14 protein-coding genes are annotated in these 14,312 nt (G+C 38.8%); 11 read left to right on the top strand and 3 right to left on the bottom strand.

Annotated features, from left to right (window positions below; genetic code table 11):
- Positions 1-11 precede the first annotated feature (11 nt).
- Positions 12-1,931, bottom strand: coding sequence for a DNA primase (gene dnaG / locus AAC026_RS13980; RefSeq protein WP_339606872.1), 1,920 nt, complete (start codon positions 1,929-1,931; stop codon positions 12-14).
- 120 nt (positions 1,932-2,051) lie between these two features.
- Here dnaG and AAC026_RS13975 point away from each other — a divergent pair, with 120 nt between their 5' ends.
- The 9 genes from AAC026_RS13975 to AAC026_RS13935 all read left to right on the top strand — a co-directional run bounded on the left by AAC026_RS13975 (position 2,052) and on the right by AAC026_RS13935 (position 9,713).
- On the top strand, positions 2,052-3,149 hold the full coding sequence (locus tag AAC026_RS13975) for an Mrp/NBP35 family ATP-binding protein (protein ID WP_339606871.1): 1,098 nt from the start codon (positions 2,052-2,054) through the stop codon (positions 3,147-3,149).
- Between the two features lie 15 nt (positions 3,150-3,164).
- On the top strand, positions 3,165-3,401 hold the full coding sequence (locus AAC026_RS13970; protein WP_339606870.1) for a NifU family protein: 237 nt from the start codon (positions 3,165-3,167) through the stop codon (positions 3,399-3,401).
- A 210-nt stretch (positions 3,402-3,611) separates the two neighbouring features.
- Positions 3,612-4,421 (top strand): PASTA domain-containing protein, encoded by an 810-nt coding sequence (locus AAC026_RS13965; RefSeq protein WP_339699154.1) that lies wholly within the window; start codon positions 3,612-3,614, stop codon positions 4,419-4,421.
- Between the two features lie 54 nt (positions 4,422-4,475).
- Complete coding sequence (locus AAC026_RS13960) at positions 4,476-6,305, top strand: T9SS type A sorting domain-containing protein (protein ID WP_339699151.1); 1,830 nt, start codon at positions 4,476-4,478, stop codon at positions 6,303-6,305.
- 2 nt (positions 6,306-6,307) lie between these two features.
- Positions 6,308-6,610: a rhodanese-like domain-containing protein gene (locus AAC026_RS13955; protein ID WP_339606867.1), complete on the top strand. Its 303-nt coding sequence runs from the start codon at positions 6,308-6,310 to the stop codon at positions 6,608-6,610.
- 362 nt (positions 6,611-6,972) lie between these two features.
- Positions 6,973-7,350: a serine hydrolase gene (locus tag AAC026_RS13950; protein ID WP_339699148.1), complete on the top strand. Its 378-nt coding sequence runs from the start codon at positions 6,973-6,975 to the stop codon at positions 7,348-7,350.
- The gene (locus AAC026_RS13945; protein ID WP_339699291.1) at positions 7,338-7,925 is read left to right on the top strand and encodes a serine hydrolase; all 588 of its coding nucleotides are present in this window, start codon (positions 7,338-7,340) and stop codon (positions 7,923-7,925) included. The genes AAC026_RS13950 and AAC026_RS13945 overlap by 13 nt, the downstream gene beginning before the upstream one ends.
- A 705-nt stretch (positions 7,926-8,630) precedes the next feature.
- Complete coding sequence (locus AAC026_RS13940; RefSeq protein ID WP_339699145.1) at positions 8,631-9,200, top strand: Crp/Fnr family transcriptional regulator; 570 nt, start codon at positions 8,631-8,633, stop codon at positions 9,198-9,200.
- A gap of 69 nt (positions 9,201-9,269) precedes the next feature.
- The gene (locus AAC026_RS13935) at positions 9,270-9,713 is read left to right on the top strand and encodes a nuclear transport factor 2 family protein (protein ID WP_339699143.1); all 444 of its coding nucleotides are present in this window, start codon (positions 9,270-9,272) and stop codon (positions 9,711-9,713) included.
- A 92-nt stretch (positions 9,714-9,805) separates the two neighbouring features.
- Here the strand turns inward: AAC026_RS13935 and AAC026_RS13930 are convergent, their stop codons facing one another.
- Positions 9,806-10,495: an NUDIX domain-containing protein gene (locus tag AAC026_RS13930; RefSeq protein ID WP_339699140.1), complete on the bottom strand. Its 690-nt coding sequence runs from the start codon at positions 10,493-10,495 to the stop codon at positions 9,806-9,808.
- 248 nt (positions 10,496-10,743) lie between these two features.
- Here AAC026_RS13930 and AAC026_RS13925 point away from each other — a divergent pair, with 248 nt between their 5' ends.
- Positions 10,744-11,718: an NAD(P)-dependent alcohol dehydrogenase gene (locus AAC026_RS13925; protein WP_339699137.1), complete on the top strand. Its 975-nt coding sequence runs from the start codon at positions 10,744-10,746 to the stop codon at positions 11,716-11,718.
- Positions 11,718-12,710, top strand: coding sequence for an NAD(P)-dependent alcohol dehydrogenase (locus tag AAC026_RS13920; RefSeq protein ID WP_339699134.1), 993 nt, complete (start codon positions 11,718-11,720; stop codon positions 12,708-12,710). The genes AAC026_RS13925 and AAC026_RS13920 overlap by 1 nt, the downstream gene beginning before the upstream one ends.
- Positions 12,711-12,727: 17 nt before the next feature.
- Here the strand turns inward: AAC026_RS13920 and dnaB are convergent, their stop codons facing one another.
- Positions 12,728-14,296 (bottom strand): replicative DNA helicase, encoded by a 1,569-nt coding sequence (dnaB, locus tag AAC026_RS13915; protein WP_339699131.1) that lies wholly within the window; start codon positions 14,294-14,296, stop codon positions 12,728-12,730.
- Positions 14,297-14,312: the final 16 nt, after the last annotated feature.

The raw sequence follows: 14,312 nt of genomic DNA, 5'->3' as shown, positions 1-14,312 counted from the left end.
ATAAAATTCCTTTATTTAGACACCACAATTCCCAATTCGGTGGTAACCTGATCGAAAAGTGTTTTTAGGTGTTTTATCATTTGAAGTAACTCGTCTTGCTCTGTTGCGCTCAACGATTTCTTCAGTTGTTCTTCATTCTGTTTTAGCATTTCTTCGATCTTCTTTCTTTTCAATCTCAGAATCACTTTGTAGGTAGCTTTTGGTAAATCTTCCTTCTCATGAGAAGTACTAATTCTGTGAAGTTCTTCCCAACCATCGCTGATAAAATACTTCATATCAAGTAAATCGATCACCAACTGACTCATTCTTGGGTTACTTGGCCCAATAAACATGTCGGGCTCTACCTTTTTACCTGCCCTTATAAATCCAGAAGCCTTAGAAATAGTTTCATTAATCAATACATCGTCAAATTTCAGGTCTGCCGTTTCGTTTAAAATGAACTCCCCTATTTTCTGATTTTCATCAAAAGGTTCGTTTGCATAATTAATGATCATTCTTAAACATTCCCTTTCAACATAAAACGGTGTAAAACCAGGCTGTTCTTCTTGCTTCGATTGAAGTGCATCGGCCAACTGCTCATCCACAGCAGACTCACGTTCATTATGCTGTCTGTCCTTTTTTTGATTTTTTATCAGAATTTTATTCAATTCTGAAATCAAAACCTGTTCGTCAATCTCTAGTAAATTGGCGCAAGACTTTATGTACACCGAGCGCTTGATGCCATCAGGAATAAGCGAGATACTTTCTACTACATCGCGAATAACGGCTACTTTTTTAACCGGATCGATGTTTTTACCGCCTTCGGTAAGTATGTTGGTTTTAAAGGTGATGAAATCTTGAGCGTTGTCTTTCAGAAATTGCTGAAAGGCCTCTGAGCTCATGCTACGCGAAAAACTATCTGGATCTTCCCCTTCAGGGAAAACCACCGCATGCACATCTAAGTCATGCTCAAGAATCAAATCAATACCCCTGAACGAAGCTTTTATACCTGCCGCATCGCCATCATAAAGCACGGTAATGTTCTTTGTATAGCGACCAATCAGGTGGATTTGCTCTTTAGTAAGCGAAGTGCCTGACGAAGAAACCACATTTTGAACTCCAGACTGATGCATTGAAATGACATCAGTATAGCCTTCTACCAAATAGCAAAGGTCTTCGTTCCGAATGGCTTGTCTGGCTTGGTGAATACCATAAACGATATCACTCTTATGGTACACCCCTGTTTCGGGTGAATTGATATATTTCGGCTGCTTCTTGTCCTTACGGAGTGTTCGAGCACCAAAAGCAATTACTTTTCCTCCTACATTATGAATAGGAAACATTACCCGACCTCTGAACCTATCGTAGGTTTTGTTTTCAGACTTAAGAATTAAGCCCGCCTTTTCTAATATTTCTTCGGAATACCCTTTTTCCAAAGCAGGTTTCATTAGACCATCCCAAGCATCAAGGCTATATCCTAAATTGAATTTCTTTATTGTGGCTTCTGAAAAACCTCTTTCTTTAAAATAGCTAAGCCCAATACTCTTTCCTTCGCTGTGGTTCCAAAGAACATCTTGATAAAATTCACCAGCATATTTAAGCACTATAAAAAGGCTATCTCGCTCATTTTGAGCAGTAATTTGCTCGTCTGTTTGTTCTTCTTCCTGAACCTCAATACCATATTTGTTGGCCAGGTACTTCAGCGCTTCAATATAATTAACACCTTCAACCTCCATTATAAACGCGATGGCATCGCCTCCTTTTCCAGAGCTGAAGCATTTAAAAATATCTTTTGAGGGAGAAACGTAGAAAGAAGGGCTTTTCTCGTTGGTGAAAGGGCTAAGTGCTCTATAATTCGACCCCACTTTTTTCAATGACACAAAATCGCTGATCACCTCGATTATATCGGTGCGGTTCTTAATTTCTTGTATTGTACTGTCGCTGATTGCCATCCCTTCTTGCCTCAAATATAGGGCATTGATAAGGCTTGAAAAAGCACGGAACGAATTTCATTTAATCCTGTTATTCAGACTAGACAAAAAGCCGTTAATTTGCAGCGGAATTCAAGAACTATGGCAGCACTGACTAAAGAAAATGTAATCAAAGCACTGAGACATGTAGATGACCCAGACATTAAGAAAGATCTGGTAACACTAAACATGATTCAAGACATTGAAATTGAAGGAAATAAACTTGCCTTCACGGTGATGTTAACCACACCTGCTTGTCCGCTGAAAGAAGTAATCAAAAATGATTGTTTAAAGGCCATTGAAGAACATGTAGGTGCTGATATCGAAGTGAGTATTAACATGAGTTCGCATGTAACCAGCACAAGAGACAATGCTCCTCTTCTACCTCAAGTAAAAAATATAATCGCCATTGCTTCTGGTAAAGGAGGTGTAGGTAAATCTACTGTTACGGCCAATCTTGCTGTAGCATTGGCCAGAAGTGGTGCAAAAGTAGGCTTAATCGATGCCGATATTTATGGGCCATCCATCCCTACCATGTTTAATTGCGAACATGAACAACCGAATATTAGAAAAGAAGGAGAAAGAAATCTGATCATTCCTATTGAGCAATATGGTGTAAAGCTTATCTCAATTGGTTTCTTAACTCCTGCCGAAAATGCAGTGGTTTGGCGAGGACCGATGGCTAGCAGCGCATTGAAACAGTTTATTGGCGATACGGATTGGGGAGAACTCGATTATTTATTAATTGACTTACCCCCAGGAACAGGCGATATCCATTTGACTTTGGTACAAACTGTACCAGTTACTGGAGTTGTACTGGTTACTACCCCGCAAAAAGTAGCTTTAGCCGATGCTCAAAAGGGTCTGATTATGTTTATGCAACCGCAAATCAATGTGCCAATTTTGGGTATTGTTGAAAACATGGCTTATTTCACCCCAGAAGAACTACCTGATAATAAGTATTATATCTTTGGAAAAGATGGAGGAAAAAAACTGGCAGAAAAGCACAATGTACCTTACTTAGGACAAATTCCATTGGTGCAGAGTATTCGCGAAGCAGGAGATATTGGTTACCCAGCGGTAATGCAAGATTCGGTTACTGCCGATGCATTTAAAACATTGGCGCAGCAAACTGCACAACAGGTTGCTATAAGAAATGCGCAATTAGCTGAAACAAAGCGGGTAGAATTAAAAGTTTAACGTACATTTATACTTATGAAAGAAAGAGTTGAGGCAGCTTTAGAGAAGATTAGGCCATTTCTATTGGCAGATGGTGGAGATGTAAAAGTGCTAGAGATTACAGAAGACATGGTTGTTAGGCTTGAATTGCTTGGCGCATGCGAAAGTTGCCCCATGTCGCACATGACAATGAAAGCGGGTATTGAAGAAGCTATTAAAAGAGATATTCCTGAAATAAAGGGAGTAGTTGCGGTAAATACTGCAACAGTATAACTTTCCTCAGCCAACACCTATTAAATGGGCATAGTGTTAAAGCACTATGCCTTTTTGATTTTTAACCAGCAGTAATGCCAAACAAAAAATAACTTGTTGTGTTCATGCTATTATTAAACATTTGACCGTTTTCTTAATTGATTATCTTTGTGGACGAAGTAACCTAGGAACCATCACATTTTTAACCTACTTCAACCAATATCAAACCTTATGAGTGACAAGTCTTTTACCTTTAGCAGATTTTTGAAGAATGTATTGATTATGGCCGGTATCGGAATTGTTTTCGTACTGTTCTTTTTTTACATCTATCTCCCCTCTTCAACCAATCACAATGAAACCATCACAGTTCCTGAACTGATTGGTTTGACCTATGAGGATTTAGACGAGTTTGTAATCAAAAGAGATTTGAGGTATGAGATTGTGGAAGACTCAGGTTATTCTGAATCTGCCGCTCCTCTTTCTATTCTTTCTCAAAACCCAAAGCCCGGGTCTAAAGTGAAGATGAACCGAAAAATTTACATTGCTCTTAACGCTAAGGTTCCTCCAAAAGTAAAAATGCCAAACCTTATCAATACGGATGTTCAAAACGCTGAAGACATTTTAAACACCAATGGGTTGAAGCTAGGGTCTTTAACTTACGAACCCAACTTAGCAAACAATGCGGTTTTAGCTCAAACTATCAATGGTAAACCAATCGATGCCGGCACTTCCATTTTCAAAGGTTCGTCTATCGACCTAGTGATTGGAGATGGTGAAGGCGTTCAGCGTTTTCTGACTCCTGATTTTATTGGGAAAACTTTGGATGATGTGAAATTCCAAATCAATGCTTCAAAACTTAAGCTTGATGTTATCAACTTTATTAAGGTGGACAGTGTAGCTGAAAATACGATCTATAAACAATTGCCTCCTGCAGGCAGCATGATCAGGTCTGGAAGTTTGATTGAAATCTGGGTGAATGGAAAGGATTCGAATGATGAAGAGTTAAATGAGTCACCTGATGGGGATGTTAAAATGCAATAATATTTAGTGAAAAAGCTGCTGCTCATATCATTCGCTTTTATTGCCATTCAAACTATGGCTCAGATTACTGAGCGACCTTTACCCTTTAAAAAAAATAGCAACAACAATAATTTCGTATCTAAAGCAGCTGGAAATAACCAAACCCAAGCCAGTTTAACGCTTCCTTTTTGGGATGATTTCTCACAAGCTGGTTTCTCACCAAACCCTACATTATGGCTATCGGGGGAACATGTTAGAATCAGTAGCTCTATTGCTAAATCTGCCCCCACTTTAAATGTTGCCGTTTTCGATGGTGTAGATGCCAGCGGCAGACCTTATAATGCTACTAGTTTACTGAATGGTGCTACGGACAGTTTGGTTTCTCAAATGATTGATTTAAGTACCTTAACGGCAGATCAAGTTGACTCTGTTTATATCAGCTTCTTTTGGCAAGCAACAGGCAATGGAGAAATGCCCGACAGACAAGATTCATTAGTGCTTCAATTCAAAAAACCCGATGGTATCTGGCAAAGTGCCTGGCGCCAAATTGGTGGGCTCGACAATCAATCTGAAGAATTTAACCAGGTGGTTCTAAAAGTAAATCCAGAGTTTTTTTATGATGGGTTCCAATTTCGATTTAAGTCATTCACCCGCTTAGCAGGTGCTTTTGATACTTGGTTGGTAGATTATATTTACCTTAATGATGGACGCCATCAAAACGATGTTGCACATGTGGATAGAGCATTAACAAGAAGACCTTCGTTTTTAATTGCTCCGTATTCCGCCATGCCAACTGAGCAGTTTTTTGCTGACCCTGCAAAATACCTATCCGAAACCAATACAGAATTTTACAACCTGAACGATTTCTTTCAACCCATTCAATTTACAACTACTGTGAAAGATCTTGGCACTGGAAATCAATTGGAAGTCTTAAACAATGAGAGCGTAGCTAATCCACCACCAGGCCCCTATGCTCGAAGAACGTTCACTTCTCCTACTCTTTCTGTTGCTAATATTGATGTTGACGCTGATTCTCTTTGGCTAGAAACCACTTACTACATTAAGTCAGGCGATAACTTTTATATTGAAAATATTTCGGCTACCAATGACACCACCTTCAATACCAACCTTGATTACAGAGTAAACGACACCGTTCGGGTAATCACAAAAATTGACGATTTCTTTGCTTATGATGATAATGAAGCTGATTTCGCTGCTGGCATCAATCAAAATGGAGGTAAACTAGCTTATGAGTTTTTTGCAGAAGAACGAGCCCTACTTACGCATATAGACATCAACTTCCCCTTCACGCAGCAGGCAGGAGAACCCATTGAGTTATTTGTATGGACGAATATTGAAGAAGAGGCTCGGTCAGAAGAAATACTCTTTCAAGACTCCTACAGTGTTTTGCGCCCTGCTAGTATTGGCGCTATGACCACTTACGAATTAGATACCCCAATTTTTGTTCAAGGTACCTTCTTTATTGGTTTTCAGCAGGCTACCAACGAGTTTTTAGCCGTGGGGCTTGATAAAAATCAAGATTCTGGAGATAAAATGTTCTACAATGTGGACGGTACATGGAGAAAAAACGAAAATGTAAAAGGCAGTTTCCTCATGCGCCCAAGATTTGATAAAACAGTAGCATCAACCTTTGTTCCCGGAAAAGTGGCTCCTGAAGTTCAATTGGATGTATACCCTAACCCAAGTGAGGGTGAATTTAATATAAGAGGCCAAGTGGAAGCTCTTCAACTTTTCGATAGCTGGGGAAAAGAAGCTCAGTTTACAGTAGAAGAAACTCAAACTGGGTTGAAAGTTCTTTTCGGAAAAAATCAAAAAGGCATATATTTGCTCCACGTTAAAAAAGAAGGCAAAATCATCACCAAAAGACTGATTCTAAACCACTGACCATGGCTGATATTACAGTAAAAGAACTCAAAGAAATAATGCTCAACGGAGAAGTTAAAAACTTTATTGATGTGAGAGAAGAGTGGGAGTATGATGAAGATAACTTAGGTGCCAAATTAATTCCATTGGGTGATATTCCGCATAGAGTTGCTGAAATTGAAGACTTAAAGGATGCCGAGATCATTATTCACTGTAAGTCTGGCGCAAGGGCTGGTAGGGCTCAGAAATACCTTATTTCTAGAGGCTTCACCAATGTAAGAAACCTTGTTGGCGGAATTGAAGCCTTCAGAGCGGACCAAGACTAAGCCCCACTCCCCTTCTTTGACCTAGGTAATCAGTATATTCTGAGTTATCCCTCAAATTCAGAGGTTCTATAATTTTTAGACGAAAGAGTTAATTCCTTTGAGAATTGAGAAAGCTCTGTATGAAATAGACCGTGCCTGTTAAACCCTATCAACCGTACATATTTAAAGTTAAGTTGTAAGCTGCTTTTCATTTCTATTAGCTAAGATCATTACTAATTCTTTCTTTCAATAAAATATTTTAAAAAAAGAATCATCATAAATTAATACGCTATAATTATATAATAGTTTTGTAAACTAAGCATATTTGCTGCATGTCATTGTAAAAAAATGACAACCCAATTCTTGCAAAATATTTAAAGTATATGATCAGAAGAGTTCCAGAAGAGATAATTCAATTAATCGCAACCAGTTACGATAACATTAGAGGAATTGTTGTTTTAAAGGATAATAAAATAACTCATGAAAATTACTTTCATGAATACAATCAAAATGATACTATTCATATTGCCTCTGTTACCAAAAGCATATTATCCATTCTTATTGGAATAGCAATTGATAAGGGGTTCATAAAAAGTTTAGATCAAAATGTTTTAGATTTTTTCCCTGATTATCAGGTAAAGAGAAGAGAACAGGTAATACAAAAAGTAACAGTCCGGCACTTATTAACTATGACAGCCCCTTACAAATTCCAATCTGAGCCATATACACAAGTATATTCAAGTGAAGACTGGACAAAATAGGAGGGAAAAATCTGAACGAAAACTTCAAATACACGACCATCGGGCTTCAGGTTTTATCTGGAATTCTAATAAACACAACAGGACATTCTGTACTCAACTTTGCTAATGAAAACCTATTTAAACCATTGGGGATTAAAAAGCCTAATAATTTAAGAATACATAATAAACAGGAGCACTTTGATTTTCTCAAGGGAAGGCATGTTAATGGTTGGATAATAGACCCCATAGGAACCAATACAGCTGGCTGGGGATTAACTCTAACTACAAGGGATTTAGTAAAAATTGGACAATTATACTTAAACAAGGGCAAATGGAATAATCAACAAATATTATCGTCAAAATGGGTTGAAGATAGTACCAAGGCGCATAGCAACTATGGAGAGTTATCATACGGCTATCTCTGGTGGATAATTGATGACCAGAAAAATAATTGCTTTGCAGCTATTGGCGATGGAGGAAATGTAATCTATGTAGACCCTGTCATGAAAACAGTAATTGCAATTACTTCCCTATTTATGCCAAGAGCGAAAGACCGAATTACATTCATAAGGAAACACATTCTACCTTTGTTGTAAAACAGTAATATACAGTATTATTTCACTACCTATTTAGTGCAAGGCGTTTTCGTTTGTATTTAACTAATGAAATCTCATTAACCCTCGTTTAGAACAAGGATTCAATGCTCAAATTCAAATACTCATCAACTGTCGCGGGTTCTCCGATTTATCTACCATAGGCAGGACCTGTGACCAACTATTAATCAAGGACTCTGTCCGCTTTCTTTTCATCGACAAAACCTTCTGAGCCTCAGAACAAGGCGACTGATGATTTCTTTGTCCATAAAAAAGTATTCCGCCCTTACAGGGCTAAAACTAATTTTTACTGAATTAGGATGGGTTGCACCCATTCCTATGCTATTTCGCCCCGTTGGGGCTTTAGCTGCTCAATCAACCCATCATCCTTTGCAACGCGAGTTTCACTGCCCTGAAAGGGCCAAATATTAAAACGAAGGGTGAAACCCTTCGGAAAAACGCTACCACAAACACTATTTGAGTCCTGAAGGGACGGAATAACCGTCATTTCGCAGTTAGTCAAGTCTCGATTCCTCTGTCGCGGGTTCTCCGAACCTGTGACCATCTGCTCGTTCAGGTTTCTGTTTTTCATCAATAATAGTATGAAAAGAATGAAAGAGTCCGCTAATTTATAGAGTGATCGTTATGACAATCATTTCTTAACTGATCAGATACAATTTTACTTTTATTCAAATTTCATGCAGACCAATGCACCAAGCTTTAAGAGCCAAACTAGAGGAAACCTTAAAAATATCAGATGAGGATTGGAAAACTTTTGAGTCCATTCTATACACCTTAGAAGTCAAAAAAGCAGACTACATCTTAAAGGCGGGTCAAATTTGTAATGGGATATACTTTTTGAGGGAAGGCGCTGTACGAACTTTCTATTTAAAAGATGGGCAAGAGATTAATACCTCGTTCAATTTTGAAAATGATTTTTTAAGAGAAATTGAAAGTTTAGCCAATAATCAACCTTCAGAGAAATACATTCAGGCAATTGAAAACAGTAAGTTGTTTTATATAGAAAAAAGCAAACTCACTGGCCTCTACCAACAATCCATTTTCTTTCAAGAATTGGGTAGAAGAATTTTGGAACAATTGGCCATAACAGAACAAAAGTACAGTGCACTTTTAGCTGCCAACTCACCAAAAGAGAGATACCTCCATATTCTAGAAAATAAGCCTGAATTGGTCCATCGCATTCCGTTGCAACACCTTGCCTCCTATTTAGGGATCAGCCGAGAGTCTTTAAGCAGAATTCGTAAGCGGGTTTCATAAATTGTTTTGTGACTTAAGTCAAAGGAAGGGAAAAACCTCTGACCTTAATTTGTTTCAAAAAACAATCATATGAAACAAATCTTAATACTTGCTGGCCTAGGGGTAATTGGCCTGGTGAGTTGCAGAGCACAAAACAAAACGCTTATGGAAAATGAAATCAAAAAAGTAGTGTTGAATTTGGAAAGCGCCACCGCTGAAAGGAACATTCTAGAAATAGAAAAATACCTTCACAAAGACTATCGAGTTGTCGCCAACAGGTTTAAAGGATCAAGTACGACAACCATCATTACAAGAGAAGTGTATCTAGAAATGATGCAAGCCGGTAAAATTGGAGGCACCTCATATACTACTCAATTCAAAAGTATCAGTATCACCGGTCATACCGCTATGGTAGATCTAGTTTTTACATCGGACATTAGCTCCAATATGCACAAATACTTGATACTGGTATTAGATGAAAACGATCAATGGAAGGTTGTGAGTGACATTCCTGTCGTGATCGAAAAAAACTAATGTAGAGAAGATAGAAAAGTCTTATCTCTGTCGCGGGTTCTTCGATTTATTAGCAGTAGGTAGAACCTGCGACCACTTATTTATCAAGAACTCTATATCTCAAAGTGCATTCCTTCTTTGAGTAGCCTGTTGTATGTGGTCTTATTGAATTGAAATAGGTTTCCAGGCCTACCTGCTCCTGTTGATTTTGCCTTTTCATCGAGCTCATCTAAAATACCCAGACTCATCACCTTCTTTTTGAAGTTTCTTCTATCAATTGGGCGATCTAACAATGTAGAATAGAGATGTTCTAAATCAGAAAATGCGAATTTCTTATCAAGCAATTCAAACCCTATGGGCTGATACACAATTTTAGCTCGCAGTCGTTCGATAGCCATTTTCAAGATTTCCTTGTGGTCGAAAGCCAGTCTGGGAAGCTTTTTATAGTTGAACCATGCTGCATCGGCTGCATCTGTAGATGCCTTCAGCTTTTCGAATTGTTTCGATTTTACCAAGCCAAAATAAGCCACGGATAAAATGCGTTTTCTAGGATCCCTATCTGGTTTCCCAAATGTGTATAACTGTTCGAGGTAATTAATTTCAACACCCGTTTCTTCCTGAAGCTCTCGCGCTACTGCCGCTTCCAATGATTCATCATCTAACACAAATCCGCCTGGTATCGCCCATGCACCTTTATAAGGATCATACTTTCTTTTAATTAGAAGAATAGATACTCCCTCCTCTTTGCTATATCCAAAAACGATTGCATCTACGGCCACTTCAATATTTTGCGTTCTATTCACGCAATAAAGTTAATACATTATATATGAACAGAACAAACTCACTTGCTAAGCATCTTCTCAAAACAACGTTAAACGCTTATTAACCAACAATTAACATTTATTTGCGTAATTAAAACGCATATTAATGTTTCGATCATTATTTTTTATTTAGTTTGCGTAGATTACACACAATTACGTGATAAAAGCATTTGAATTAACCAAGCAGTACAGAGCTATGATAAGTGTCCTTTACCATGAAGCATAAATACATGAAAGCAATAGTTTGGAAAAAATATGGTTCACCTGACTACCTCGAATTAGCAGATATTGAAAAACCTGTTCCTAAAGATGACGAAGTGCTTATCAAGGTTCATGCAGCAACAGTAACCCCTGGTGATTGCGAAGTTCGAAGGTTCGACATGCACGTTTTATTCTGGATTCCCCTTCGTATTTACTTTGGTATATTCAAACCAAGACGCCCCATTTTAGGGATGGAGTTATCGGGAGAAATAGAAGCAATTGGCCAAAAGGTTAAAAACTTTAATGTTGGCGATCGAATAGTCTGCGGAACAAGTCTTGGATTTGGAGCTCACGCAGAATATAAATGTTTGAAAAGCAATGCCATGATTGCACTTAAACCTTCAAACATGACCTATGAGGAAGCAGCCTCACTTCCCACAGGAGGAACAAATGCACTTCATTACCTTAGAAAAGGAAAAATTCAACCTGGTGAAAAAGTACTGATCAATGGTGCTGCAGGTTGTTTTGGTACGTACGCCATCCAACTTGCTAAACACTTTGGAGCAGAGGTAACCTGTGTAGATAGCACTGATAAACTCCAGCCGCTCACTACCTTAGGTGCTGATCACCTCATTGATTATACGAAAGAGAATTTTGCAGAAAGCGATAAAAAGTATGATGTCATTTTTGATGTAGTAGGCAAATCGGTACGTCAAGGAATGAAGGCACTCACTCCAAAAGGACGCTACATTTTAGCCACACCTTGGGTGTATCAGGTAATACAAGGCTTTTGGTGTTCGCTGATGAGTAAAAAGAAATTCATTATAGAACTAGCAAAAGAAGACCCAAAAGATTTAGTCTATCTGAAGCAACTTGTAGAAGAAGGCAAGCTAAAGACTGTTATTGACAAAACCTTTCCTTTGTCAGAAATGGCTGTGGCCCATCATTATGTAGAAAAAGGCGATAAAGTAGGTCAAGTAATTATGAAAATAACCGATCAGTGATGAAGGCCATAGTACTCAAGCAATACGGAGGAATAGAGAACCTCAAACTGGAAGAAATTGAAAAGCCTGTCCAAAAGGACAATGAGGTTTTAGTAAAAGTAATCTCTGCTTCAATCAATGATTGGGATTGGGCATTACTGACTGGTAAGCCATTCGTTATTAGAATGCTATATGGTGCTTTCTTCAAACCGAAGATTAAAATTCTAGGTGTCGACATTGCTGGAAAAGTAGTAGCTACGGGAAAAGCCGTTACCGCCTTTAAACCTGACGATGAAGTATATGGAGACCTTTCAGAATGTGGGTTTGGAGGCTTTGCCCAATATGTTTGCGCAGAAGCTAAAGCACTCACAATCAAACCTTCAAATATGACTTTTGATCAAGCAGCAGCTATCCCTCATGCCGCTGCACTTACTACACAAGGCCTTATTGATGAAGGAAAAATTGAAAAAGGCCAGCAAGTACTCATCAATGGTGCTGGAGGTGGCGTGGGAACATTTGGAATACAAATAGCCAAACTATATCAAGCGAAAGTTACAGGTGTAGACAGCCTGGACAAACAAGCCATGATGAAGTCTATGGGGTATGACGAGACTATAAATTACCAAAGTGAAGACTTCACCAAAAATGGAAAGCAGTATGATTTAATTCTTGATACAAAGACCAATCGCTCACCATTTCAATATCTCAAATCCCTAAAATCGGGTGGAAAATATGTAACAGTTGGCGGCCATATGTCTCGACTAATACAAATTGTATTTCTCGGTCCATTAATCAAACTAATTACTGGAAAGCAATTAAAGCTACTAAGCTTAAAGCCAAACAAGAATTCAGACTACATCAACGAACTGTACAGTGCTGGCAAAATCAGACCAGTGATAGATGGGCCCTATCCCTTAGAAAAAATGCCTCAAGCCCTTGATTATTTTGGGCAAGGTAAACACAAAGGGAAAATTATCATTTCAGTAGGTGATGAAGATAATACCCTTATCTAGCTTTAAGATCACAAAACTTAAAAAGGAGCATCTTCACCACTTGGAGGCAATGCAGGAGGACTGTCGTTTCCATTGGCTTTGCTTTGGTAGGTCATAGCACCACCAGATTCAAAACTGGCCGCACCAGAACCCGGAAGCGATGTACCATAACTTCCGCCAAAACCAGTCACATCTAAATCAGTAAACTTGGTGTATTTACCAATGAACTTAAGTTGAACGTTTTCTAAAGAACCGTTTCTGTGCTTAGAAATAATTACTTCACCCACACCCTGAGTTGGCATTCCGTTTTCATCTTGCGTAATACCGTAATATTCAGGTCGGTAAAGGAACATTACCATATCTGCATCTTGCTCAATAGAACCCGATTCCCTCAAATCTGAAAGTTGCGGCCTTTTATCTCCACCACGGGTTTCTACCGCCCTACTCAGCTGAGAAAGGGCAATTACAGGCACATTTAATTCTTTAGCTATATTTTTTAAGGCTCGCGAAATTGAAGCAATTTCCTGTTCACGGTTACCTCCTCCGCCTCCACTCTTAGATGAATCGCCAGACATCAGCTGGAGGTAATCAATTACCACCAGTTGAATGTCGTGCTGTTGTTTTAACCTTCTACACTTCGCCCTTAATTCAAGGATGGAAAGCGCAGGGGTGTCATCTATAAAAATGGGGGCTTTTGTTAGATTCGCTGTTTTATGAACGAGCTGTGCCCATTCGTGTTCGGCCAAATTGCCTTTCTTAATCTTCTCACCTTCCAATTCAGCTTCGCCAGAAATCAAACGATTTACCAATTGTACCGATGACATCTCCAAAGAGAAAATTGCCACGGCATGCCCATGGTCCACAGCTGCATTTCGCAAGGCAGAAACCACAAAAGCAGTTTTACCCATGGCTGGTCTTGCAGCTATAATTACTAAATCAGATTTCTGCCATCCAGAGGTTACTCTATCTAAACTGGTAAAGCCAGAAGGAATTCCTGTAAGGCCATCTTTATGATTTCTACGGGCATGAATTTCTTCAAGGGCAGTTGTCATAATGTCCTTCATTTTCTGATATTCCTTACGAATATTGGTTTCAGAAACTTCAAACAACGACTGCTCCATTTTGTCGAGCAACTGGAAAACATCCGTTGTATCTTCAAAAGCTTCGCGCTGAATATCAGATGAAATACGGATCAACTCTCGCTTAATAGATTGCTCTACAACTATTCTGGCGTGGTACTCAATATTGGCGGCAGAGCTCACCCGGTTGGTAAGCTGCGTAATGTAATACGGCCCACCAATCATTTCTATTTTACCCTCTTTTCTCAGCTGGCTGGTTACCGTAAGAATATCGATGGGTTCCGAAGCCTGAAAAAGATCATAAATAGCTTGATAGATTACTTGATGTGCCTCTTTGTAAAAAGACTCAGGTCTGAGAATATCAATTACATTGGTTAAGGCGTCCTTTTCCAACATTAAAGCTCCCAAAATGGCCTCTTCAAGGTCTGTAGCTTGTGGTGGTAACTTACCCAACTGGCTAAGATCATTCCCTAGATTGTTCCTAGATTTATAACCCAAACGCAACGCTGCAGACTTTCCTTTTTCCATCCTTCAAACCTAGAGC

It is taken from the genome of uncultured Roseivirga sp., assembly GCF_963973945.1.
In the GTDB taxonomy this organism is placed as follows: Bacteria; Bacteroidota; Bacteroidia; order Cytophagales; family Cyclobacteriaceae; genus Roseivirga.
The sequence above is the reverse complement of the archived record's forward strand: the minus strand, read 5'-3'. Positions and strand labels throughout refer to the sequence as shown.

Coding starts and splice junctions, on each gene's coding strand:
- dnaG (WP_339606872.1), bottom strand. CDS start 1,931: ATGGCAATCAGCGACAGTACAATACAAGAAATTAAGAACCGCACCGAT.
- AAC026_RS13975 (WP_339606871.1), top strand. CDS start 2,052: ATGGCAGCACTGACTAAAGAAAATGTAATCAAAGCACTGAGACATGTA.
- AAC026_RS13970 (WP_339606870.1), top strand. CDS start 3,165: ATGAAAGAAAGAGTTGAGGCAGCTTTAGAGAAGATTAGGCCATTTCTA.
- AAC026_RS13965 (WP_339699154.1), top strand. CDS start 3,612: ATGAGTGACAAGTCTTTTACCTTTAGCAGATTTTTGAAGAATGTATTG.
- AAC026_RS13960 (WP_339699151.1), top strand. CDS start 4,476: ATGGCTCAGATTACTGAGCGACCTTTACCCTTTAAAAAAAATAGCAAC.
- AAC026_RS13955 (WP_339606867.1), top strand. CDS start 6,308: ATGGCTGATATTACAGTAAAAGAACTCAAAGAAATAATGCTCAACGGA.
- AAC026_RS13950 (WP_339699148.1), top strand. CDS start 6,973: ATGATCAGAAGAGTTCCAGAAGAGATAATTCAATTAATCGCAACCAGT.
- AAC026_RS13940 (WP_339699145.1), top strand. CDS start 8,631: ATGCACCAAGCTTTAAGAGCCAAACTAGAGGAAACCTTAAAAATATCA.
- AAC026_RS13935 (WP_339699143.1), top strand. CDS start 9,270: ATGAAACAAATCTTAATACTTGCTGGCCTAGGGGTAATTGGCCTGGTG.
- AAC026_RS13925 (WP_339699137.1), top strand. CDS start 10,744: ATGAAAGCAATAGTTTGGAAAAAATATGGTTCACCTGACTACCTCGAA.
- AAC026_RS13920 (WP_339699134.1), top strand. CDS start 11,718: ATGAAGGCCATAGTACTCAAGCAATACGGAGGAATAGAGAACCTCAAA.
- dnaB (WP_339699131.1), bottom strand. CDS start 14,296: ATGGAAAAAGGAAAGTCTGCAGCGTTGCGTTTGGGTTATAAATCTAGG.